This window comes from Methylobacterium oryzae (assembly GCF_036441375.1).
In the GTDB taxonomy this organism is placed as follows: domain Bacteria; phylum Pseudomonadota; class Alphaproteobacteria; order Rhizobiales; family Beijerinckiaceae; genus Methylobacterium; species Methylobacterium oryzae_A.
This window is the reverse complement of sequence record NZ_MLCA01000010.1, coordinates 260,110-281,147: the sequence shown is the minus strand read 5'-3', so window position 1 is coordinate 281,147 and position 21,038 is coordinate 260,110. Positions and strand designations below refer to the sequence as shown.

General features: G+C 71.6%; 23 protein-coding genes and 1 pseudogene. 12 read left to right on the top strand and 12 right to left on the bottom strand.

The features are described 5' to 3' along the window. Nucleotides 1–73: 73 nt before the first annotated feature. From MOTC310_RS19640 to MOTC310_RS19605, 8 genes and pseudogenes are all read right to left on the bottom strand, one after another. Nucleotides 74–1,099 carry an ABC transporter ATP-binding protein gene (locus tag MOTC310_RS19640; protein ID WP_331303012.1) on the bottom strand — a complete coding sequence of 342 codons (1,026 nt, stop codon included), beginning with the start codon at nucleotides 1,097–1,099 and terminating at the stop codon, nucleotides 74–76. 8 nt (nucleotides 1,100–1,107) lie between these two features. After that, entirely contained in the window at nucleotides 1,108–2,163 is a 1,056-nt protein-coding gene (locus MOTC310_RS19635; RefSeq protein ID WP_331303011.1) for an ABC transporter ATP-binding protein, read from the bottom strand. Further along, complete coding sequence (locus MOTC310_RS19630) at nucleotides 2,160–3,095, bottom strand: ABC transporter permease (RefSeq protein WP_331303010.1); 936 nt, start codon at nucleotides 3,093–3,095, stop codon at nucleotides 2,160–2,162. Before MOTC310_RS19630 ends, MOTC310_RS19635 begins: the two co-directional genes overlap by 4 nt. 14 nt (nucleotides 3,096–3,109) lie before the next feature. Next, a complete protein-coding gene (locus MOTC310_RS19625; RefSeq protein WP_331303009.1) occupies nucleotides 3,110–4,063 on the bottom strand; it encodes an ABC transporter permease in 954 nt (317 codons plus the stop codon). A gap of 160 nt (nucleotides 4,064–4,223) precedes the next feature. Further along, a complete protein-coding gene (locus MOTC310_RS19620) occupies nucleotides 4,224–5,846 on the bottom strand; it encodes an ABC transporter substrate-binding protein (RefSeq protein ID WP_331303008.1) in 1,623 nt (540 codons plus the stop codon). 107 nt (nucleotides 5,847–5,953) lie between these two features. Further along, a complete protein-coding gene (gene hpxZ, locus MOTC310_RS19615; RefSeq protein WP_331290084.1) occupies nucleotides 5,954–6,337 on the bottom strand; it encodes an oxalurate catabolism protein HpxZ in 384 nt (127 codons plus the stop codon). Next, a pseudogene (locus MOTC310_RS19610) lies at nucleotides 6,334–6,879 on the bottom strand (amidase family protein); the annotation flags it as partial. The pseudogene MOTC310_RS19610 and the gene hpxZ, both read right to left, overlap by 4 nt. A gap of 179 nt (nucleotides 6,880–7,058) precedes the next feature. Then, complete coding sequence (locus MOTC310_RS19605) at nucleotides 7,059–7,253, bottom strand: AtzG-like protein (protein ID WP_331303007.1); 195 nt, start codon at nucleotides 7,251–7,253, stop codon at nucleotides 7,059–7,061. Between the two features lie 808 nt (nucleotides 7,254–8,061). Here MOTC310_RS19605 and MOTC310_RS19600 point away from each other — a divergent pair. The 3 genes from MOTC310_RS19600 (at nucleotide 8,062) to MOTC310_RS19590 (ending at nucleotide 9,313) form a co-directional block, all read left to right on the top strand. Then, entirely contained in the window at nucleotides 8,062–8,442 is a 381-nt protein-coding gene (locus MOTC310_RS19600) for a DUF6481 family protein (protein WP_331290086.1), read from the top strand. 191 nt (nucleotides 8,443–8,633) lie between these two features. Then, nucleotides 8,634–8,921 carry a hypothetical protein gene (locus MOTC310_RS19595; protein ID WP_331303006.1) on the top strand — a complete coding sequence of 96 codons (288 nt, stop codon included), beginning with the start codon at nucleotides 8,634–8,636 and terminating at the stop codon, nucleotides 8,919–8,921. 104 nt (nucleotides 8,922–9,025) lie between these two features. Next, nucleotides 9,026–9,313, top strand: a complete 288-nt coding sequence (locus tag MOTC310_RS19590; protein WP_331290088.1) for a hypothetical protein — start codon at nucleotides 9,026–9,028, stop codon at nucleotides 9,311–9,313. A 15-nt stretch (nucleotides 9,314–9,328) separates the two neighbouring features. Here the strand turns inward: MOTC310_RS19590 and MOTC310_RS19585 are convergent, their stop codons facing one another. The 4 genes from MOTC310_RS19585 to MOTC310_RS19570 form a co-directional block, all read right to left on the bottom strand. Continuing rightward, entirely contained in the window at nucleotides 9,329–9,535 is a 207-nt protein-coding gene (locus MOTC310_RS19585; protein ID WP_331290089.1) for a hypothetical protein, read from the bottom strand. 189 nt (nucleotides 9,536–9,724) lie between these two features. Then, complete coding sequence (locus MOTC310_RS19580) at nucleotides 9,725–10,390, bottom strand: HAD family hydrolase (protein ID WP_331303005.1); 666 nt, start codon at nucleotides 10,388–10,390, stop codon at nucleotides 9,725–9,727. 153 nt (nucleotides 10,391–10,543) lie between these two features. Continuing rightward, nucleotides 10,544–10,960 (bottom strand): DUF2934 domain-containing protein, encoded by a 417-nt coding sequence (locus MOTC310_RS19575; protein WP_331303004.1) that lies wholly within the window; start codon nucleotides 10,958–10,960, stop codon nucleotides 10,544–10,546. Nucleotides 10,961–11,067: 107 nt separating this feature from the next. Then, on the bottom strand, nucleotides 11,068–11,529 hold the full coding sequence (locus tag MOTC310_RS19570) for an atp-dependent helicase (protein WP_419539936.1): 462 nt from the start codon (nucleotides 11,527–11,529) through the stop codon (nucleotides 11,068–11,070). 181 nt (nucleotides 11,530–11,710) lie between these two features. On the opposite strand from MOTC310_RS19570, the gene MOTC310_RS19565 reads away from it, so the two are divergent. The 9 genes from MOTC310_RS19565 (at nucleotide 11,711) to MOTC310_RS19525 (ending at nucleotide 20,989) form a co-directional block, all read left to right on the top strand. After that, a complete protein-coding gene (locus MOTC310_RS19565) occupies nucleotides 11,711–12,277 on the top strand; it encodes a NifU family protein (protein ID WP_331290092.1) in 567 nt (188 codons plus the stop codon). A gap of 262 nt (nucleotides 12,278–12,539) precedes the next feature. After that, nucleotides 12,540–13,214: a tRNA (adenosine(37)-N6)-threonylcarbamoyltransferase complex dimerization subunit type 1 TsaB gene (tsaB, locus tag MOTC310_RS19560; protein ID WP_331303002.1), complete on the top strand. Its 675-nt coding sequence runs from the start codon at nucleotides 12,540–12,542 to the stop codon at nucleotides 13,212–13,214. Beyond that, a complete protein-coding gene (locus MOTC310_RS19555) occupies nucleotides 13,211–13,726 on the top strand; it encodes a GNAT family N-acetyltransferase (protein ID WP_331303001.1) in 516 nt (171 codons plus the stop codon). Before tsaB ends, MOTC310_RS19555 begins: the two co-directional genes overlap by 4 nt. A 4-nt stretch (nucleotides 13,727–13,730) precedes the next feature. Further along, on the top strand, nucleotides 13,731–14,597 hold the full coding sequence (locus MOTC310_RS19550) for a lysophospholipid acyltransferase family protein (RefSeq protein ID WP_331303000.1): 867 nt from the start codon (nucleotides 13,731–13,733) through the stop codon (nucleotides 14,595–14,597). Nucleotides 14,598–14,938: 341 nt separating this feature from the next. Further along, nucleotides 14,939–16,675: an L-lactate permease gene (locus tag MOTC310_RS19545; protein WP_331302999.1), complete on the top strand. Its 1,737-nt coding sequence runs from the start codon at nucleotides 14,939–14,941 to the stop codon at nucleotides 16,673–16,675. 174 nt (nucleotides 16,676–16,849) lie between these two features. Beyond that, nucleotides 16,850–18,187, top strand: a complete 1,338-nt coding sequence (gene miaB, locus MOTC310_RS19540) for a tRNA (N6-isopentenyl adenosine(37)-C2)-methylthiotransferase MiaB (RefSeq protein WP_331302998.1) — start codon at nucleotides 16,850–16,852, stop codon at nucleotides 18,185–18,187. A 37-nt stretch (nucleotides 18,188–18,224) separates the two neighbouring features. Continuing rightward, nucleotides 18,225–19,331: a PhoH family protein gene (locus tag MOTC310_RS19535; RefSeq protein ID WP_419539091.1), complete on the top strand. Its 1,107-nt coding sequence runs from the start codon at nucleotides 18,225–18,227 to the stop codon at nucleotides 19,329–19,331. Between the two features lie 2 nt (nucleotides 19,332–19,333). Continuing rightward, complete coding sequence (ybeY, locus tag MOTC310_RS19530; RefSeq protein WP_331303376.1) at nucleotides 19,334–19,813, top strand: rRNA maturation RNase YbeY; 480 nt, start codon at nucleotides 19,334–19,336, stop codon at nucleotides 19,811–19,813. A gap of 36 nt (nucleotides 19,814–19,849) precedes the next feature. Continuing rightward, entirely contained in the window at nucleotides 19,850–20,989 is a 1,140-nt protein-coding gene (locus tag MOTC310_RS19525; RefSeq protein WP_331302997.1) for a hemolysin family protein, read from the top strand. Nucleotides 20,990–21,038 lie beyond the last annotated feature (49 nt).

The following is a 21,038-nucleotide window of genomic DNA, read 5'->3' as shown; positions in this document are numbered from 1 at the left end:
GCGGCCGGTTCGGACGCGGTCCGCCGCGGGACCGCGCCGAGCCGGATAAAGCCTCGGCGCGGGGGCGTCGAGGTCAGGCCGGGACCGGCTCGGCGGCGCGCACCGGGGTCGGCCCGGCCCGGTAGGCCGCCGAGGCCTCATCGGTCCGCCAGCAGGCGACGCGGTGGCCGGCGGCGATCTCGGCGACCGGCGGCATCTCCCGGCGGCAGCGTTCTTCCGCCAGGAAGCAGCGCGGCGCGAACGGGCAGCCCGGCGGGCGGTTGGCGAGGTCGGGCGGGCTGCCCGGGATGGTCTGGAGCCGGGAGCCCTTGGCGAGCGCCCCCTCGGCCCGGCTGCGCAGCAGGCCGATCGTGTAGGGATGGTGCGGGTTCAGAACCACCTGATGCGCCGTGCCGGTCTCGACGATCTTGCCCGCGTACATCACGGCGATCCGGTCGGCGACCTCGACCGCCGCGCCGAGATCGTGGGTGACGATCACGATCGACAGGCCGAGGTCGCGCTGCAGCTCGCGGAGCAGCAGCAGAACCTGGATCTGCACCGTGGCGTCGAGCGCCGTGGTCGGCTCGTCGGCGAGCAGGACCTGCGGCCGGCAGGCCAGCGCCAGCGCGATCATGGCCCGCTGGCGCATGCCCCCCGACATCTCGTGAGGGTAGTTGTCGAGCCGCCGCTCCGGGCTCGGGATCCGCACCCGCTCGAACAGGGCGAGCGCCCGCTTCCGGGCCGCGTCCTTGGAGATCGTCTCGTGGCGCAGGATGGCCTCGGTGATCTGCCGGCCGACCGTGTAGACCGGGTCGAAGGCGAGCAGCGGCTCCTGGAAGATCATCGAGACGTCGCCGCCGCGGAAATCGGCGAGCTGGCGCCGGGTCAGCGCCCGCACGTCCTTGCCGGCGGCCCGGATGCCGCCCTCGATCCGGCTGCGCCCCTCCGGGAACAGCCGCAGGATCGCCCGCAGGGTCACGCTCTTGCCGGAGCCGGATTCGCCGATGAGCGCCAGCGCCTGACCGCGCTCCAGGCTCAGGTCGACGCCGTCGACGACCTGCACCTTGCCGAAGGCGACGCGCAGGTTCTCGAGGGCGACCGCGGGTTCTGAACCGGACATCGGGGTGCTCATGCTGCGAGCGCGCTCGCGGGGGCCGCGGAGTGGCCCGAGCCGGGCTGGCGGGCGAGGCAGGCGACGCGGTGCAGCGGGCGGACGGTGTCGAGGGGCGGCTCCGTCCGGCCGCAGACGTCCTCCGCCAGGGCGCAGCGCGGGTGGAAGCGGCAGCCCGACGGTGGGTCGATCGGGTTCGGCGGGTCGCCCGCGAGCAGCGCCGCCTGAGTGCGGTTGTCGGGATCGAGCGACGGCATCGAGGCGAGCAGCGCCTCGGTGTAGGGGTGCGCCGGCGCGTCGAGCACCGTGTCGGACGGGCCGATCTCGGAGACCCGGCCGAGATACATCACCATCACCCGGTCGGAGATGAAGCGCACGACGTTCAGGTCGTGGCTGATGAAGATGTAGGTCAGGCCGAACTCGGCCTTGAGGTCGAGGAGAAGGTTCAGGACCTGCGCCTCCACCGACTTGTCGAGCGCCGAGACCGCCTCGTCGAGGAGCACCAGCCGCGGCTCCAGGGCGAGCGAGCGGGCGATGTTCACCCGCTGGCGCTGGCCGCCGGAGATCTCGTGCGGGTAGCGGCCGGCGAAGCGCTTCGGCTCCAGACCGACCCGGGCGAGCAGCCCGCGGGCGCGCTCCACCGCCTCGCGGGCGGGCACGCCGTTGACCTTCGGGCCGAAGGCGATCGACTGCTCGACGGTCATGCGCGGGTTGAGGGACGCGTAGCTGTCCTGGAACACCATCTGGGCCTGGCGGCGGTAGGACCGCCAGGGCATGGCGCGCTCGCCGACCGGCTGGCCGTCGTACAGCATCGTGCCGGAATCGCGCTCGATCAGGCCCATGAGCAGCTTGGCGGTCGTCGACTTCCCGCAGCCGGACTCGCCGACGATGCCGAGCGTCTCGCCCTTCAGGACGTCGAAGTCGACGCCGTCGACGGCGCGCACGACCTGCTTCTTGCCCCCGGCCTTGCGGACCGGGAAGTGCTTGACGAGGCCCGAGACCGACAGGAGCGGCTGGGCGGGTCCGCCGCGGTCGCGGGCGAACGGGTCGGGGGCGTCCGGGATGACGCTCACTGGCGAATCTCCATGGCGGACCGGAGGCCGTCCGAGAACAGGTTGAAGGCGATCGAGACGACGAAGATGCAGACGCCCGGGAGGGCGGCCACGACCGGGTTCACGTAGATCGCCGTGCGCAGGGTGTTGAGCATCAGGCCCCATTCGGGCTCGGGCGGGCGCACGCCGAGGCCGAGGAACGACAGGCCGGAGGCCAGGATCATCGAGACCGAGATCAGGCTGGTCGCGTAGACGAAGATCGGCCCGACGACGTTGCCGAGCACCTGCACGCGCATGATCGTCAGGGCCGAGGCGCCCGACAGCTTGGCGGCGTCGATGTAGTCGCGCTTGCGGATGCCCGTGGTGACGCTCTCGGCGACGCGGGCGATCTGGGGCACGAACACGCAGGTCAGCGAGACGATCGAGTTGAAGATGCCAGCGCCGAGTGCCCCGGACAGCGCGATCGCCAGCAGCACCGACGGGAAGGCGAAGAAGACGTCGATGGTGCGCATCAGGATCGTGTTGGTCCAGCCGCCGACGTAGCCGGCGAGGATCCCGATCGCGGAGCCGATCACGAAGGCGATCAGCACCGGCGTGACGCCGATGAACAGCGACAGCCGCGAGCCCAGCATCAGCCGGCTGATCATGTCGCGCCCGAGCTCGTCGGAGCCCAGCCAGTAGGTGGCGTCGCCGACATGCTTCAGCCGGCGCAGCATGGAGCCCTTGTAGGGATCCATCGGGGTGATCCAGGGCGACAGGATCGCGATCAGCACGACGGCGAGGATCACGGCGCCGGCGCCCATGGCGACCGGGTCGCGCACCAGCCGGTGGCCGACATGGCCCCAGAAGCCGCGGGACGGGACGAAGGCGGCCTCGGGCCCGTGGGTCACGTCCTCGGCGGCGAGGACGCCGCCGTCGAGGGCGACCGAGGCCGCGGTGACGGGAACAGTCATCGTCGGGCTCCGGCTCAGGCGCGCTCGATGCGCGGGTCGAGGGCGGTCTGCATCACGTCCACCAGCAGGTTGAGGACCACGAAGAACATCGCCAGCACGAGGATCGAGCCCTGCAGCAGGGGCAGGTCGCGCTGGAAGATCGCGGCGTTGAGGAGGAAGCCGGTGCCGGGCCACGCGAACACGGTCTCGACCAGGATCGACCCGCCGAGCAGGTAGCCGAGCTGCAGGCCCATGATGGCGAGCGCGGTCGGGGCGGCGTTGCGCACGACGTGGCGGAACACGCCGCGCTCGTCCATGCCCTTGGCGCGCAGGGCCTCGACGAAGTCCTGGGACAGGATGTCGGCCACCAGCGCCCGGACCGTGCGGGCGATGATGCCCATCGGGATGACCGACATCGTGATCGCCGGCAGGATCAGGTAGCGCAGGTGCTCGAAATCGGGCCGCCAGTTGCCGGACCCGTCCGGCCCGGCGCCGGTGGGCGGCAGCCAGCCGAGATTGGCCGAGAACACGATCACCAGCACCATGCCGAGCCAGTAGTGCGGCACGCTCACGCCGAAGACCGACACGGCCGAGGCGGCCCGGTCAGCCAGCGAGTTGCGGTGATAGCCCGCCACGAAGCCGAACAGGGTTCCGAAGGTGAAGCCGATCACGGTCGCCACCGAGGCGAGGATCAGGGAGTTCACCACGGCGCGGCTGACCTCGCCGAGCACCGGGCGACCGGTGGCGATGGAGGTGCCGAGATCGCCGTGCAGCACGTGCCAGAGCCAGATCAGGTACTGGACCGGCAGGGGCTTATCGAAGCCGTAGGCCGACCGCATCTCGTCGATGGTGGCCTGGGTGGCGTCGGCCGGCAGGACCGCGCTCAGGGGGTCGCCCGGCGCGAGGTGGACGAGGAGGAAGCAGACGACGCTGACCCCGAACGCCACGGGCGTCACGTAGACCAGCCGTTTGAGGATGTAGAGCAGCATTCAAGGGCCTGTTGTCTACTCAGCCGAGACTATTCCCCTCCCCCTTGTGGGGAGGGGTCAGGGGTGGGGGTGGTTCAGGAGGCACCGCAACGCCCTATCCTGCACCACCCCCACCTCCGGCTCCTCCCCACAAGGGGGAGGAGAGAGGCGCCCCGTTACGCTACCGCCCCGCGGTCGCCATCGTAATCTTCGAGAAGTCCTGGAACCAGTTCTGCGCCTGGACGAAGCCCTTCACCTTGGGGCTCATCGCGCGCGGATTGACGTCGTGCGTGATCATGATGAACAGCGCGTCGTCGACGTACTTCTCGTGGACCTTCTCCAGGACCTTCGTCTGCTCGGCCTTGTCGAAGGTGTTGCGGACCTGATCGAACAGCTTGTCCATCGCCGGGTCACAGTAATAGCCCCAGTTCGTACCGTTCGGCGGCGCGAAGTTGCACTGCAGGTGGCGGATGAAGCCGGTGAACGGGTCCTGGATGAAGTACGAGTAGTTGATCGCCGAGACGCCGCGGGAGATGTCGGCCTTGGCCCCGGCCCGCCAGATGTTGATCAGCGTGTTCCACTCCACGACCTCGTAGTCGACCTGGATGCCCACGTCGGCGAGGTTCTGCTGCACGAACTCGTTCATCGGGAGCGGCTGCATCTGGCCCGAGCCGGAGGCCGAGATCGCGACCTTCAGCTTCAGGGGCTTGGCCGGGCTGTAACCCGCCTCGGCCAGCAGCTTCTTGGCGGCGTCCGGGTCGTACTTGATGTCGAAGGTCGGGTGGCCGAACCACTGGTGACCGGGCGGCATGAAGCCCTTGGCGGGGATCGCGAGGCCGCCGAGCAGCTCCTTCAGACCATCGCGGTCGATGGCGAGGTTCGCGGCCTTGCGGACGCGGATGTCGTTCCAGGGCGAGCCCTCGACCCGCGACAGGTGCCACGTCCAGTTGTGCGGGTAGGCGTTGGTGACGATGGTGAAGCCGGCGCTCTTCAGCGAGGCCACGGAATCCGGCGCCGGCGCCTCGATCCAGTCCACCTGTCCGGAGCGGAGGGCGGCGGTCCGGGCGTTGGCCTCCGGCAGCGGGATCAGCACGAGCTTGTCGAGCTTCGGGACGCGGTTCGTGTCCCAGTACTCCTTGAACGGGACCATCTCGGCGCGCTCGCGCGGGGCGAACAGGGTCAGCTTCCACGGGCCGGTGCCCGAGGGCTGCTTGGCGAAGGCGTCCCAGGACTTGCCGAGCTTCTCCCACTGCGCCGGGGACGACATCATGATCCAGGCGATCTGGTAGGGCAGCGTCGCGTCGGGGGCCTTGGTGGTTATCTCGACGGTCAGCGGGTCGACCACCCGGTAGCTCGCGACGGCCGGGATGCGGGTCTTGCCCTGCGCGGACTGGCGCGGGTCGTATTGCGGCGCGTCGGCCTTCAGGAGCTTGTCGAGGTTCCAGACCACCGCGTCGGCGGTGAAGTCCGAGCCGTCGTGGAATTTGACGCCCGGCCGGAGCTTGAAGGTCCACTTGGTCTTGTCGGTGGCGTCGACGCCCCAGCTGGTGGCGAGCCCCGGCACGAGGTCGGAGGCCAGCTCGGCGCTCGACAGGTCCCAATTGATGAGGCCGTCATAGACCGTGTAGCCCATGAACCGCATGCCCTCGCCGCCATTGTCGGTCTGGCCGGTGGTCAGCGGGATGTCGGAGGCGGTCATGCCGATCCGCAGCGTCCCCTGCGCGAGGGCAGCGGTGCTCGCGGAGAGCGCCAGGGCGCCGGCCAGCGCCGCACGGGCGCCCAGTTTTCTCAGACGGGACAGCATCTTGGGTCGGGTACTCGCGTTGGTCCGCGCCAGACGGCGCGGAATACGCTCGACCTTATGCAAGCCCGCGGCCACACGCCCCGAGCGGGGCGCGGGCCGCTCCGCGGCTACTCCGCGTCGATCAGGCTCACATGGGCGGCCACCACCCGCCAGCCCTCCGGGAAGCGCGCCCAGGTCTGGCTCTGGCGGCCGATCTTGCCCGGCGCGCTGGCGCGGGTGAACAGCGTCATCGCGGTGGCGAAGTCGCGCCCGTAGGTGGTGATCTGCGTCTGGGCCAGTGTCCGCTCCAGGCCCACCGGGGACCGGGCCCGGCGGAAGGCACGGATCGCGTCCATGCCGTAGAGGTTCTCGCCGATCCCGTAGCGGATGGTCAGCGGATCGTCCCGGAACAGCGCCTCCAGGGTCGGGACGTCGTTGGTGGTCAGCGCCGTCTCGTAGGCCCGGAACGCGGCCTCGACCTCGGCCTTCACGGCGGGATCGTCGATGATCATCGGTCAAACTCCGCGATGGGCGCCGCGCTGACGCCGGTCCGTTCGAGGTGGCGCGCCGCGCGCAGGACGAGATCCTCGCGCCAGGGGGCGGCGATGATCTGGACCCCCAGCGGCAATCCGGCGTCGAGCCGGATCGGCGCCGCCACGACCGGGAGGCCGATGAAGGAGATCGGCTGCGTGAACACCCCGATATTGGCGCGCACCGGCAGCGTCACGCCGTCGAGGACGAAGTGGGTCTGGCCGCCCCGCGGCGCGCGGCAGGGCGTGGCCGGGGCCAGGATCACGTCGACGGTCTCGAACAGCTCCAGCACCCGCGCCCGGTACCAGCGGCGGAACCGCTGCGCCCGCTCCACGTGGGGCGCCGGGATCATGGCCCCGGCGATCAGCCGGTCGCGCACCGCCGGGTCGAAATCCTGCGGCCGGGTGCGGAGACGGTCGAGGTGGAGCGTGGCGCCCTCGGCCGCGGTGATCAGGTAGGCGGCCGCGCGGGCGCGGTGCGCCTCCGGCAGCTCGACCTTGCGCCGCGCGCCGAGCCGGCGCGCGGCGTCCTGCGCGTCGGCCCGGGCCAGGGCGCGGGCGGACAGCACGTCGGTGAAGGCGCCGACCCGGCCGTCCAGCCGCCCGATCCGGTCGAGCGCCGCCGTCACGACCTCCCGCGCGGTGGTCCGGCCGTGCGCGATCGCTGCGGCGATCGTGGCGGCCGTCGGGGACCCGGTCGCGCTCACGCTTCGAACCTCGGTGCCGCGTCGATCTCGTCGGCGAGTGGGAAGGCCTCCACCAGCTCGGCCGCCGCGGCCAGGACGCGCAGATTCGCGTTTACCGGCGCGATCCAGGCGGGATCGAGGACGAGGCCGAGAAGGGCCGCGGCGGCCGCGGCGTAGCTCTCGGGCTCGTAGGGGGTGCGTGTCTCGGGCATGGAAATCCTCAGGCCGTTCGCGCCAGGCGCGATCGATCGGGTAGCAGGCCCCGTGCCGCGGGCGACACGGCCGCGCGGCCCAGCGGCGCTGCCGATTGCCCGCATCTTAGGCAAATCCTGGCGCCGTGGCGACGGAGTCGCGGTGTCCTCACCGCTCTGCACAGGATTTAGGCTGTCCGGGATGGACAGTTTCTGGGCACGCGGATGCACCCGTAGCCGACAAGTGACCGGTGCCGCGCATCGGCGCAGCGACCGCGAATACACTGACCATTTTGCAGATCTGCTTTGTGCCGAAAGAATGCCCGAGCCCGCAACACAGGCGAGCCGCGCGTGCCGAGACCCCGCCAGCCTCGTTCCACCGGCGCACGCCCCTGGCGGATCTGCCGTGAACCTTGTCGTCAGTTTGCGCGCGACCTATCTTCCAGCAACGGCGATGTCTTTGAAACGAATGCATTGCGCGCGTTCAGGCGCTGAGCCTCGGTCATCCGTCGGGTTGAGGTTTTTCCGCATCGCCGGACGAAACTTTTACAGAGACGGCCGGGATTGTCGCTGTGCCGGCCGGCCGCGCAGGTGTCGCCGATTGCATCTCGCGTGAAGCTCTGATTAAGGGCTCTGCGTTCTTCGAACAATGGTCCGACCCGAGCGTTCAGACGCAGGCCGAGCGCTCGGGTCGGACCATCGGCACAGCCGATGGATCGGTGCGGTTTCGAGGCGCGGGGATGGCGTCGGAATCGGCAGACTCAGTACGTGCCCGGCCCCGCCGGATGTCCCCGTGACGCGCGAGACGTACCCAACTGAGAAAGGTCAGATGAGCGCATTCGACTACAGAAATTTCGACGACCGTCGCCAGAACTCCCAGAACGCCAAGGCTGCCTTGCTGGCCAAGTTCAAGGCGCGCCCCCCGGCCGATGACCCGGAGGTGATTGCCAAGGCCAAGGCCCGCGCCGAGGTCGCCCAGGCCCGCGAGGAGCGGGCCCGCGAGCGCGAGGCCGCCCGCATCGCCGCCGAGCGGCAGGCCGCGGAGGAGAAGCGTCAGCGGGAGGAGGCGGAACTCGCCGCCCAGCTCGCCCGGGAGGCCGCCGAGCTGGCCGCCGCGCAGGAGCGCAAGTCGGCTGATCTGGCCGCCAAGAAGGCCCAGCGCGACGCGCGCTACGCGGCCCGCAAGGCGAAGGTCAAGACCAAGCGCTGAGAGCGCGGACCGGCGGCTCGTTCGAGCCTCGGAAGCCCACGACGCCCGCCGGGAAGGCGGGCGTCGTCGCGTTCGGACACGGCCTTCGCATCCGGCAACCAACCTCCGCGGCGGAGCGTTGAGGGCGGCCGAACCCGCGCCGCGCTCAGGCGGCGCGGGCAGCCGAGGCCGCGATGCGATCCCGAACCCGAATGGCGCTCATCCTGGCGCTCACCGCCGTCGCCCTGCCCCTCGCCGTCGCGCCCCGGAAAGCCCGCGCCCAGGGGGCGGACTCGGTGGTCGCCTGCGAGACGCTGATCGCCGCCCGCCGGATCGATGCGGCTGCCGGTGGTGGCGGTCCGGCTCCCTCGGAAGCCGGTTGCCGGCGGATACCGCGCAGCGCGATCGGCGCCGTGGAGCAGCGGGCCCTGATCGGCGGCGCCCCCTACGAGTGCATGACCATCGCCGACGGGGGCCGGTGCCTCTGGATCGTGCCCTGAGACGGGGCGATACGATTTTTGCCGGAGCCAGCACTCTGACCAAGCTTCACGGGTGATCGAGACGCTCTATCTCGGTCCTGAGCAAGCGAGGTCCGAACGTCAGTATGCCGAGTACACTGGCCTGCACGCGAGTATCGATAATCGCAGCGACCTGGATCGTCTCCGCCCTGGCCTGCGGCGCCGCCCGCGCCGAGCCGCCGATCCGGAGCCCCGAGGACGCGGCCTGCCGCAACGAGGCCCGGGCGAAGGTGTTCTCCGCACCCAATCCCCAGGGACTGGAACTCGAGGAGATCGGGCGCCGGATCTACTACGCCTGCATGGACCGGGTCGCGAAGGCGGCCGCGCCGGCCGCGAAGCGTGGCGGCCGGCGCCATCGGCACCGGCGGCATTGATCCGCGACGCCGCGGTCAGGCGTCGAGCGGCGCACCGATCCGGGCGCGGAGCCGGAGACGCAGGGCCTCGTTGCCACCTTCGGCGTCGAGGGCGGCCATCAGGCGAAGCAGCTGGCTGAGCGGAGTCGACCGGCTCTCCACGGCGTCGGCGATCTGCTCCGGCAGCGTCTTGGCGGCCGGTACGAAGCGCGGTGCCGGGCCGGCCTGGTGAGTCTGGGGCATGCGAGGCGCTCGTCCTTCGAAAGAATCCAGATTGGCGGCCGGGTCGCTACGCCTTTCGCTCGACCGGCACCAGTCCCTTTCGCGTGATTACGTAGCCGGCATCGCTCCGCGTCACTGCGCGGCAACAGCGTGGCGGGAAAGTGTGGACGGCATCGGATCGGACGTTGAATCCGTTTGCCGGGACGCCGCTCAGTCGTCGGCCAGCGGCGATTGCGCGAATCGGTCGAGCAGATCCTGCGGATCCCGGTAGATCGCGACGCTGCCCGCCGCAGTCAGGTCCGCCTCGGGAAATCCGCCGCACAGAAGGCCGACGGTGCGCAGGCCCGCTTTCGCGGCAGCCTCGGCGTCGTAAGGGGTGTCGCCGACGACGATGATCGCGTCGGGGGCCACGCCGTCGAGCTTCTCGAGCGCGGCCTCGAAGATGTCGGGATGCGGCTTCGAGCGGTCCGCGTCGTCCGAGCTCGTGGCGACGTCCACGAGATCGCCGATCTCCAGGATCTCGGTGTAGTGCTCGACCTCGGACCGTTTGCCCGATGAGGCGAGCGCGATCTTCAGGCCGGCGGAGCGGATGTGCTCGAACAGCGGCCGGACGCCGGGAAAGGGCCGGACCTCGGACAGGTAGCGCCGCTTGAACAGGTCCGAGCGATAGGCCTCGATCGTCTCGCCCTCCCGCTCGATCCGCTCCTCGGACAGGAAGACGGGCATCAGCTCGTCGCCGCCCTTGCCGATCTGCCGACGGACGTCCGCGAAGTCGGTCGTCACGCCGAAATGCGCGAAGGCCTCAACCCAGGCGCGGGCATGGAGGTCGACGCTGTCGAGCAGGGTTCCGTCGATGTCGAAGATCACCGCGCGCATCACAGCCCCGTCGCGGAGCCCGGCGCCCGCATCAGGCCGGACAACCGGTCGGGGGCCGGCCTGTTCCGTACCGGGCGCATGAACGACGGAAGCCCGCCCCTGCGCGAGGGGCGGGCTTCGGAGAAGGTCCCGGCAGCGCCGAAGCGCCGGCCGTCAGTGCATCGAGGCGGGGGTCCGGGCGGGCTTCGCCTTGGCGGCGAGGCCGGCAGTCACCGCGGCCTTGGAGGCGCGGGCGGGCTTCGGAGCTGCCGGCTTCGCGGCGGCCTTCGCGGTCGCCGGCTTGGCGGAAGCGGTCTTGGAGGCCGCAGGCTTGGCGGTGGCCTTCGGCGCGGCGGGCTTGGCAGTGGCGGGCTCGGCGGCCGGCTTGGCGGCGGCCGTCTTCGCCGGGGCAGCCTTCGCGGCGGCCTTGACGGGCTTCGCGGCCTCGACCGTCCCGGCCGCGAGCAGCGCGTTCGCGCGCAGCTCGGCCTCGGCGCGGATCCAGTGGGCGGCAGCGTGCCCGTGAATCCGACCCTCGTTCTCCCAGATGTAGTAGGCGCACTCGCGCACGTGGTGCTCGCTGATCAGCATGCGGTCGATCTCCTGTCCGTCCCGGGACGACGATGGGAGAGCCGGGTTAAGCGTCGGTTAACCCTCGCCGTCGGCGGGCACACGCGGCCCGCGTGCCCTCGGGCGGCCTACTCGGCGATCCCGAGCACGCGCCGCGCCTCGGTCAGGAGGACCGCGTGCCGGGCCGCGCCGGGGCCCTGGTCCGGTGCCTCGCGGCCGGCCCGGGCGATCAGCTCCTGAAACCGGCGCCGGTCGAGGGCGCGGTGCCCGATACTCGCGAGGACAGCGCCGAGGACGGTGCGGACCGCCTCGGTGCGCTCGTCGGCCACCGCGACGGCTTCGGCCGTGGCCGCGCTCACCTGCGCCTCCGCCTGGGCGACGACCGCCGCCCCCGCGCGGGCCTGCGCCTCCGCGAGCGCGGCCGCGAGGCGCTGCCCCTCCTGCCAGGCCTGGTCATGCTGGTGCGTGCGCAGCGCGAGCAGCACCTTGAGCGAGGCCGCTTCCGCCCGCGCAGCGTCCAGCTTGGTTTGGGCCTCGCGCAGATCCCTCAGCAAGTCCTGCGCGAGGGTCTGGTCCGCGGTCACGTCCACTGCCGGCTCCTCTGGCATCCCGGCCTTCGTCCTGTCGCGCCGCCGCCCGAATGTCCACTCTCGCGGGCGGGCCTGACCCGACGACAGGTTGAGAAAATCCGGTTGCCGGTCCACATGGAAGGCGGCGCCTCGGGCGCCTGTCCCGGCCGGCCTTGAACCGGCGCAGCGGAGTGAGGCCACCATGTTCATCCAGACCGAAGCCACACCGAACCCGGCCACCCTGAAGTTCCTGCCCGGCCGCGTCGTCCTGGCGGAATCGACGTTCGAGGCGCGGGACGCGGAGGCTGCCGCCCGCTCGCCCCTGGCGGCGGCTCTGTTCACCGTGCCGGGCGTGGCGGGCGTCTATTTCGGGCACGACTTCATCTCCGTGACGAAGGCCGAGGACGGCTCGGAATGGGCGCAGGTCAAGCCGGCGGTGCTCGGCGCGATCATGGAGCACTTCCAGTCCGGCGCGCCCGTGATGGCCGAGGGCGGCCACGGTGAGGCCGAGCCCGGCGACGAGTTCTACGACGAGGCGGACCACGACACTGTCGTGACCATCAAGGACCTGCTCGAGACCCGGGTCCGCCCGGCGGTGGCGGGGGATGGCGGCGACATCACCTTCCGCGGCTACAAGGAGGGCGTGGTCTACCTGGAAATGAAGGGGGCCTGCTCGGGCTGCCCCTCCTCCACGGCGACCCTGCGGCACGGCGTGCAGAACCTGTTCCGGCACTTCCTGCCGGAGATCCGCGAGGTCCAGGCGATCTGAGGATCCAAGTCGGCAGAGTGGCGTGAAGGGCCGTGCCGTGAGGGCCATGCCGTCCGGCATGGCCCCAGGGCGAGCGCGGCGCGCGGGCCCTCGCGCCGCGGGCGCGCACCGGCGCAAGCCGGCAACACTCCACCGTTGATCGGCCCGGAGCGGCCGCCCCGCCGCTGACGACGCGGCGGTTTTGCTCTAACGCTTGAGGCTCTTCGCGCCCCTCGCGGCGCAGGGAGGCAGAGCCGGTGCGGACCGGCCCGTGGGAGTGAGCGTGCGTATCCTGGCCATCGACACAGCGCTGGACACCTGCGCCGCCTGCGTCATGGCGGAGGAGTCCGAGGCGCCGCTCGCCGCCGAGTCGCTGCCGATGGCGCGCGGCCACGCCGAATCCCTCTTGCCGCTGATCGAGCGGGTGATCGCCCGGGTCGAGGGCGGATTTGAGGCGATCGACCGGATCGCCGTCACGGTCGGGCCCGGCAGCTACACCGGGTTGCGGGTGGGCCTCTCGGCGGCCCGTGCCATCGGACTCTCGACCGGCAAGCCGGTCGTCGGCGTCGGTACCCTGTCGGCCCTGCTCGCGCCGCTCCTGGCCGAGTCCGTCGAGGGGACGATGGCCGCGGTGATCGATGCCCGCCACGGCGCGGTCTACGTCCAGGCCCTGGGACCCGGCGACGGCCTCGCCCCCGCGCATCTCGCCGTCGAGGCGGCGGCCGAGCAGCTCGGCGCCGGCCCGGTCGTGCTCACCGGCTCCGGCGCGCCGATGCTCGCCGCCGCGCTCGCCGAGCGCGGCGTCGCGGCGCGCGTCGCCGCCGTCGGCGGCCCCGACATCGCGTCGGTGGCCTCCCTCGGTCTCGTGGCCGACCCGGCCCAGGCCCTGGCTCGTCCCCTCTACCTGCGCGGGCCGGATGCCCGGCCGCAGGACCACGCGCGGATCGCGCGGCGATGACGCGCCCGCTGCCCTTCTGGCCGTTCGACTGGTGGTTCGCGTGGTGGGACGCGCTGACCCCGGAGCCCTACGTCGCCCCGCTCCGCGACGCCGCGCAGGCCCCCGCCCTCGCCCGTCTCCACGCGACCGCCTTCGCGCGGCCCTGGGACGCGCACGAGTTCGAGCGGATGCTCTGCGAGCGCTCGACCCACGCGCACGCCCTCTGGCGCGCGGGCGTGCTCCAGGGCTTCGTGCTCTCGCGCCGGGCGGCCGACGAGGCCGAGATCCTGACGGTCGTGCTGTCTCCGGCGCTGCGCGGCGGCGGCCACAGCCGCAAGCTGCTCCGCGAGCACCTGGCGAGCCTCGCCCTCGACGGCGTCGCCCGGGTCCATCTGGAGGTCGACGAGGGCAACGCCCCCGCCCTCCGGCTCTACGCCCGGCACGGTTTCAAGCAGGTGGGCTCGCGCACCGGCTACTATCTCAAGGCCGACGGCAGCCGGGCGACCGCGCTGACGATGAGCGCCGACCTGTGACGCCGTGAGCCGCCTCGGCATCGCCTGGCGCGTCGCGGCCCTCGCCCTCGCCTTCGCGGTGCTGGGACCGCCCCACTGGATCGCCCTGCGGCTCCTGGGCCGCCGCGCCAGCCTGGCGCCGATCCTGTTCCACCGCGTCTTCCTGCGCCTGTTCGGGGTGCGCGTCACGCAGAGCGGGACGCCCCCGGCCCCCGGCGAGGCGGCGCTGGTGCTCGCCAACCACGTCTCGTGGCTCGACATCATCGCGGTGGGCGCGCTGCGGCCGCTCTCGTTCGTGGCGAAGTCCGAGATCGCCGGCTGGCCGCTGATCGGCGCCCTCGCGGGTCTGCAGCGGACGATCTACATCGACCGGCAGCGGCGCGGCGCGACCGCCACCGTCAGCACCGCCATGGGCCATCGCCTGGCGGAGGGAGAGCTGGTCGTCCTGTTCGCCGAGGGGACCACCGGAGACGGCACGCGGCTCCTGCCGTTCCGCTCCTCGCTGGTCGGTGCGGCCCGCGCGGCGCTGCACGCCGAGGCCGGGCGCGGCCGCGTGCGCCTCCAGCCGCTGGCCATCGCCTATCCCCGGCGCAACGGGCTGCCCGTGACGCGCGCCGAGCGCGCCGAGATCGCGTGGTACGGCGACATGGAGCTGGCGCCGCACCTCGCGGCTTTCCTGCAGGGCGGCCCCGTCGACGTGCACGTGGTCTGGGGGGCGCCGATCACCTTCGAGGCGACGACCGACCGGAAGGTCGCCACCGCGGCCGCCGAGGCCGAGGTGCGCGCGGCCCTGCGGGGCGTCGGCACCGGTGTCGGGGCCGCGCCCGCCCTGGACGCGCGGCCGGCTGCCCCGGGGATCGGTCTTCAGGGGCCGGAGATCGCGGCGATCTGACCGATCGGCGCGGTGCGCGGGCCGGGTCGGGCGTCGGGGCTCCGAGCGGGCGCAGCGTCGGACCGAGCGCCACGGCCGGCGCGATCTCCTCCTGCTCGAGGGCTAAGGTCCTGAACCGGCGCGGAATCCGGTCTCAGGTCTTGATTGTATGCCTGTTGTCGACGGGTCAGATCCGCTCAAGGCCGGACGGGCGCTGTTACGCGGTGTGGATCCGGCGGCCCGGGCAAGAGTAATCCGTAAGAATCAACGCCAGAATACATGATGCAACGCATTGAGCGGTCGGAACGCCTCTGCTAGCTAGGCCGCAACCCGGAACAGACGGGACTTGTGGAGGACGCCGCGTGCAAACCTGGAACCAGGTTTATGATCCGTTCGGGAGCCCGTGGCTCTCGACGCTCGCCGCTTCAGTGCCGGTCATCGCACTGCTCGCCATGATCGCCAGCGGGCGCGTGAAGGCCCATATCGCGGCCGTCATCGCCCTCGGCCTCGCCATGCTGGTGGCCATCGCCGGCTTCGGCATGCCGACCGACCTCGCCGCCCGCGCCGCCATCCTCGGAATGGTCACGGGCTTCTTCCCGATCGGCTGGATCATTCTCAACGTCATCTTCCTCTACCGGCTCACGGTGGAGAAGGGCTGGTTCGCGATCCTGCAGCAATCGGTGGCCGGGATCACGGCCGACCGGCGCCTGCAGCTCCTGCTGGTCGCCTTCGCGTTCGGCGCCTTCTTCGAGGGCGCGGGCGGGTTCGGCACGCCGGTCGCCGTCACCGGCGCGATCCTGATCGGCCTCGGCTTCTCGCCGCTGGCCGCCTCCGGCCTGTCGCTGATCGCCAACACCGCCCCGGTGGCCTTCGGGGCGCTCGGCGCGCCGATCCAGGGCCTCGCCTCGGTCACCGGCTACCCGCCCGAGATCCTCGGCGCGATGATCGGCCGGCAGCTGCCGCTGTTCTCGCTGATCGTGCCGTTCTGGCTGATCTGGGTGTTCGCGGGCTTCCGCGGCATGATCCGGGTGTGGCCGCCGATCCTGGTCTGCGGCGCCTCGTTCGCGGTCGCCCAGTTCCTGATCTCGAACTACGTCAACCCGTGGATCGTCGACATCGGCGCCTCGCTGGTCTCGATGCTGGCCCTCGTGCTGTTCCTGAAGGTCTGGCAGCCCAAGGAGATCTGGTCGTCGCCGGCCCTGCGCGGCCACGATCCGTCGCTCGCCGTCGCCGGCCCGCGGCCCGTGGCGCTCGGCGCCGGCGTGCCCGGCACGCCCCCCGTCCATGTCGGCGCCCGCACCGCTTCGCAGGGCGAGATCCTGATGGCCTGGGTCCCGTGGATCGTCCTCTCGATCATCGTCGCGGTCTGGGGAACCGGCTGGTTCAAGGGCATCGTCAACCCGCTCTTCACCTGGAAGTACGAGGTGCCGGGCCTGCACAACGTGATCATGAAGGTGCCGCCGGTGGTGGCCAAGCCCGCCCCCGAGGGCGCGGTCTTCCTGTTCACCTACATGTCCTACACGGGCACGGGCGTGCTGATCGCCGCGATCATCTCCGGCCTGATCATGCGGTTCTCGCCGCTGCGCCTCGTGACGGCCTACTTCGAGACGATCTGGGCCCTGCGCTACTCGCTGATCACGATCTCGGCGATGCTCGCGCTCGGCGTCCTCACCCGCTACGCGGGCGTCGACGCCACCCTCGGCCTCGCCTTCGCCGGCACCGGCATCCTCTACCCGTTCTTCGGGACGCTGCTCGGCTGGCTGGGCGTGGCGCTCACCGGGTCGGACACGGCCTCGAACGTGCTGTTCGGCGGCCTGCAGCGGATCACCTCCGAGCAGCTCGGCCTGTCGGGCGTGCTGATGGCGGCGGCGAACTCGTCGGGCGGCGTGATGGGCAAGATGATCGACGCCCAGTCGATCGTCGTCGCCTCCACGGCCACCGGCTATTTCGGCCAGGAAGGCAAGATCCTGCGCTTCGTGTTCTGGCACTCGATCGCGCTCGCCTGCCTCGTCGGCCTCTTCGTGATGCTGCAGGCCTACGTGCCGTTCTTCCAGCACATGGTCATCGATCTGCCCGCCGCGGCGCCGGCGGCCCACTGAGACGGACCGGGGAGTGTCCCTCCCCGGAAGCCATGCGCCGGCCGCCCACGGGCGGCCGGTCGCGTTCGAACGGCGCCGCGACGGCCCGCGCGAACCGTGCTACAGGCCGTCCGGCGGCCCGTCCCCGCGGGGCGGGCGCGAGACCGGAAGCGGATTGGTTCGGGACGGCGCGCGTTGAAGAAGGCCTACGTCAAATCCTACGGTTGCCAGATGAACGCCTACGACGCGGCCCGCATGGCCGACGTCCTCGGCGCTGAGGGCTACACGGCGACCGACACGGTCGAGGACGCGGACGTCGTGGTCCTCAACACCTGCCACATCCGCGAGAAGGCCGCCGAGAAGGTCTATTCCGAGCTCGGCCGCCTGCGCGTGCTCAAGGGCGAGCGGAGGGCGCAAGGGCTCGACACGCGCATCGTCGTGGCCGGCTGCGTCGCCCAGGCCGAGGGCGCCGAGATCCAGGCGCGCCAGCCCGCCGTCGACGTGGTGGTCGGACCGCAGAGCTATCACCGCCTGCCGGACCTGCTGGCCCGCTCCCGCGAGCGCCGCGTCGTCGACACCGAATTCCCGGTCGAGGACAAGTTCGACCACCTGCCCCGCCGGCGAACCCTCGGGGCGTCGGCCTTCCTCACGGTGCAGGAGGGCTGCGACAAGTTCTGCGCCTTCTGCGTGGTGCCCTACACGCGCGGCGCCGAGGTCTCGCGCTCGGTGGCTGCCGTGCTCGCCGAGGCCGAGAAGCTCGCCGACGGGGGCGTGCGCGAGATCACGCTGATCGGCCAGAACGTCAACGCCTATCACGGCGACGGCCCGGACGGCGCGCCCGCCGGCCTCGCCGAGCTGGTGCGCGCGGTGGCGGCGATCCCCGGCATCGCGCGGATCCGCTACACCACCAGCCACCCGAACGATTTCGACGACGCGCTGATCCGGGCGCACGCCGAGGTGCCGGCCCTGATGCCCTACCTGCACCTGCCGGTGCAGTCGGGCTCGGACCGGATCCTCGCCGCGATGAACCGCAGGCACACCGGTGACCAGTACCGCCGGCTGATCGACCGGATCCGCGCCGCGCGGCCGGACATCGCGCTGTCCTCCGACTTCATCGTCGGCTTCCCCGGCGAAACCGACGCGGATTTCGCCGCGACGCTGCGGCTGGTGCGCGACGTCGGATTCGAGAGCGCGTTCTCGTTCAAGTACAGCACCCGCCCCGGCACGCCGGCCGCCGACCGCACCGATCAGGTGCCGGAGGCCGTGATGGCGGCGCGCTTGGCCGAGCTGCAGGCGCTCCTCGACGGCCAGCGCCACGCCTACCAGCGGGCGGCCGAGGGCCAGGTCTTCGACGTGCTCGTGGAGAAGCCGGGCCGGCATCCCGGTCAGGTCGCGGGCAAGACGCCGCACCTGCTGGCCGTCCAGTTCGACGCCCCGCCTCACCATATCGGACAGGTGGTGCCCGTGCGGATCACCGCGGCGGGGGCCAACAGCCTGTTCGGGGAACTCCTCCCCGAGGCTGCGGCGGCGTGAGGAGCGGAGCGGTCGGGATGATGGCGAGGATGGCGGCTTGAGCGCGTCGGACGGTGCGGGCGTGCGCGGCGCGCTCCGGGGTCGGGGACCGGCGGCGCGGCCGGCCGGATCGGACGAGGCGGTGGAGGTGCCGCTGACCTTCGACGACAACCGCCTCGCGAGCCTCGTCTTCGGCCAGTACGACCAGAACGTCGCCCATATCGAGCGCCGGCTGGAGGTGACCGCCACGGCGCTCGGCAACCACCTCGTGATCAAGGGGCCGGCCGACGCCGTCGAGACGGCGCGGCGGGTGTTCCAGAAGCTCTACGCGCGGGTCCGCACCGGCGGCAGCACGCTGACGCTCGGCGACGTGGACGGCGCGATCCGCGAGGCCACGGCCCAGGCGACCCTGTTCCCGGCCGAAACGATCGCCGCCGAGGCCGACACGCCGCATTTCGAGCAGATCGCCACCCGCAAGCGCGGGGCCGTCCGCGCGCGCAACCCGGCGCAGGACGCCTACATCAAGCTCCTGCGTACCAAGGAGCTGGTCTTCGCCGAAGGGCCGGCCGGAACCGGCAAGACCTGGCTCGCCGTCGGTCACGCCGTGTCGCTCCTGGAGCAGGGCCATGCCGAGCGGCTGATCCTGTCCCGGCCCGCGGTCGAGGCCGGCGAGCGCCTGGGCTTCCTGCCCGGCGACATGCGCGAGAAGGTCGATCCCTACCTCCGGCCGATCTACGACGCGCTCTACGATTTCATGGAGGCGCGCCACGTCGACCGCGGCCTGCAGACCGGGACGATCGAGATCGCGCCGCTCGCCTTCATGCGCGGCCGGACGCTCACCAACGCGGTGGTGCTCCTCGACGAGGCGCAGAACACGACCTCCATGCAGATGAAGATGTTCCTCACCCGCCTGGGCGAGGGATCGCGCATGATCATCACCGGTGACCCGAGCCAGATCGACCTGCCGCCCGGCCAGAAGTCGGGCCTCGTCGAGGCGGTCCGCGTGCTGGAGGACGTCGAGGGGATCGGGCACGTGCGGTTCAAGGACGTCGACGTGGTCCGCCACGACCTCGTCCGCCGGATCGTCACCGCCTACGAGCGCGCCGCCCACGGCGACGCGGAGGCCGACCGCAACCCGAATCCGCGCCGCCGGCCGCTGGCGTGACCATGCCCCACGAGATCGATCTCGCCGTCGAGGACGCGCGCTGGGAGACGGCGGTTCCGGACCTCGAGGCCCTCGTCACCCGCGCCGTGGAGGCCGGACTCTCCGTCGCCCCCGAGAAGCCGGGCGGTCCCGTCGAGGTCAGCGTCCTGCTGACCGACGATGCCGCCGTCCGCGAGCTCAACCGGACGTGGCGAGGCAAGGACAAGCCCACCAACGTCCTGTCCTTTCCCGCCGCCCCGCAGCCGCGGCATGCCGGCATCGCCACGCCGCTCGGCGACGTGGTCCTTGCTTACGAGACCCTGGTGCGCGAGAGTGCGGAGCAGTCGAAGCCGCTCCAGAATCACCTCGCCCACCTCCTCGTCCATGGCACCCTGCATTGTCTCGGTCAGGACCACGAGATCGGCGAGGCCGAGGCCGATGCCATGGAAGCCCTCGAGGTCGCGGCTCTCGCGACCCTCGGCATCCCGGATCCCTATGCCTGAGCGCGCGACGCCCGAGCGACCCCAGACCCGAGAGACATGAGCAACGATCGAAGTCGCGGCGCGGCCCTGGCCGCGCCCAGTTCCAATGAGGGTGAATCCCAGCACCGGGAGCCCTGGTACGACCGCCTGCTCCAGGCACTCCACCTCAAGCCGCGCGATTCGCTGCGCGAAGGTCTTGAGGAGGCTCTTGCGGAGCCGGATGCCGGCGAGAGCGGCCTCACCCCGCTCGAGCGGGTCATGCTCAAGAACGTTCTCGGACTGCACAAGGTGCGCGTCGACGACGTGATGGTTCCCCGGGCCGACATCGTCGCCGTCTCGAACGACACGAATCTCGGTGACCTGCTCAAGCTGTTCCGCACGGCCGGCCATTCCCGGCTGCCGGTCTACGGCGAGACCCTCGACGATCCCCGCGGCATGGTTCACATCCGCGACCTCGTCGATCACATCGCCGCCAAGGCCGAGCCGGCCCGGCGCAGCGCGGCGGCCGTCGCGAAGCCCGTCGAGGCGGTGGCCGACGGCGCGGCGGATGCGGATGCGGCTGCCGCGCCGCGCCCGCGCCGGACGACCGCGCGCCTGCCGCGCGGCCTGGACCTCGGCAAGGTCGACCTGACGACGACGCTGGCGGCGGCGCGGATCCAGCGGCCCGTCCTGTTCGTGCCGCCGTCGATGCCGGCGATCGACCTGCTGGTGCGCATGCAGGCGACCCGCACCCACATGGCGCTGGTCATCGACGAGTATGGCGGCACCGACGGGCTGATCTCCATCGAGGACCTGATCGAGGTCGTGGTCGGCGACATCGAGGACGAGCACGACGTCGCCGAGGCCAAGCACGTCCAGCGCGTCGACGGCGAGGGCGAGGTCTTCGTGGCCGATGCGCGCACGCCGCTGGCCGAGGTCTCGGAGGTGACGGGTGTCGACCTCGTCGCGGCCGTCGGCGAGATGGCCGAGGAGATCGACACGCTGGGCGGCATGATCGTGACGCTGGCGGGCCGCGTTCCCTCGCGCGGCGAACTGATCGCCGGCCCGGGCGATCTCGAGTTCGAGGTGCTCGACGCGGATCCGCGGCGCCTGAAGCGCCTGCGGTTTCACAAGGGCGCGGCGCGGATCGGCAATGTCGTGCCGCTCGCCCTGCCCCCGCCCGCGAGCAGCCCGGTCCCCGAGACGCCGCACCCGTGACGGTCGCGGCGTGACCAGTCTGGCGGACGGTTTCGCCCGCTCGTCCGCG

What these genes read in the sequence shown, in the direction of transcription:
- MOTC310_RS19525 (WP_331302997.1), top strand. Translation starts at nt 19,850, where the DNA reads ATGAGCAACGATCGAAGTCGCGGCGCGGCCCTGGCCGCGCCCAGTTCC.
- hpxZ (WP_331290084.1), bottom strand. Translation starts at nt 6,337, where the DNA reads ATGATCATCGACGATCCCGCCGTGAAGGCCGAGGTCGAGGCCGCGTTC.
- ybeY (WP_331303376.1), top strand. Translation starts at nt 19,334, where the DNA reads ATGCCCCACGAGATCGATCTCGCCGTCGAGGACGCGCGCTGGGAGACG.
- MOTC310_RS19575 (WP_331303004.1), bottom strand. Translation starts at nt 10,960, where the DNA reads ATGCTGATCAGCGAGCACCACGTGCGCGAGTGCGCCTACTACATCTGG.
- MOTC310_RS19555 (WP_331303001.1), top strand. Translation starts at nt 13,211, where the DNA reads ATGACGCGCCCGCTGCCCTTCTGGCCGTTCGACTGGTGGTTCGCGTGG.
- MOTC310_RS19580 (WP_331303005.1), bottom strand. Translation starts at nt 10,390, where the DNA reads ATGCGCGCGGTGATCTTCGACATCGACGGAACCCTGCTCGACAGCGTC.
- MOTC310_RS19600 (WP_331290086.1), top strand. Translation starts at nt 8,062, where the DNA reads ATGAGCGCATTCGACTACAGAAATTTCGACGACCGTCGCCAGAACTCC.
- MOTC310_RS19565 (WP_331290092.1), top strand. Translation starts at nt 11,711, where the DNA reads ATGTTCATCCAGACCGAAGCCACACCGAACCCGGCCACCCTGAAGTTC.
- MOTC310_RS19630 (WP_331303010.1), bottom strand. Translation starts at nt 3,095, where the DNA reads ATGACTGTTCCCGTCACCGCGGCCTCGGTCGCCCTCGACGGCGGCGTC.
- MOTC310_RS19605 (WP_331303007.1), bottom strand. Translation starts at nt 7,253, where the DNA reads ATGCCCGAGACACGCACCCCCTACGAGCCCGAGAGCTACGCCGCGGCC.
- MOTC310_RS19590 (WP_331290088.1), top strand. Translation starts at nt 9,026, where the DNA reads ATGCCGAGTACACTGGCCTGCACGCGAGTATCGATAATCGCAGCGACC.
- MOTC310_RS19585 (WP_331290089.1), bottom strand. Translation starts at nt 9,535, where the DNA reads ATGCCCCAGACTCACCAGGCCGGCCCGGCACCGCGCTTCGTACCGGCC.
- MOTC310_RS19640 (WP_331303012.1), bottom strand. Translation starts at nt 1,099, where the DNA reads ATGTCCGGTTCAGAACCCGCGGTCGCCCTCGAGAACCTGCGCGTCGCC.
- MOTC310_RS19625 (WP_331303009.1), bottom strand. Translation starts at nt 4,063, where the DNA reads ATGCTGCTCTACATCCTCAAACGGCTGGTCTACGTGACGCCCGTGGCG.
- MOTC310_RS19620 (WP_331303008.1), bottom strand. Translation starts at nt 5,846, where the DNA reads ATGCTGTCCCGTCTGAGAAAACTGGGCGCCCGTGCGGCGCTGGCCGGC.
- MOTC310_RS19595 (WP_331303006.1), top strand. Translation starts at nt 8,634, where the DNA reads ATGGCGCTCATCCTGGCGCTCACCGCCGTCGCCCTGCCCCTCGCCGTC.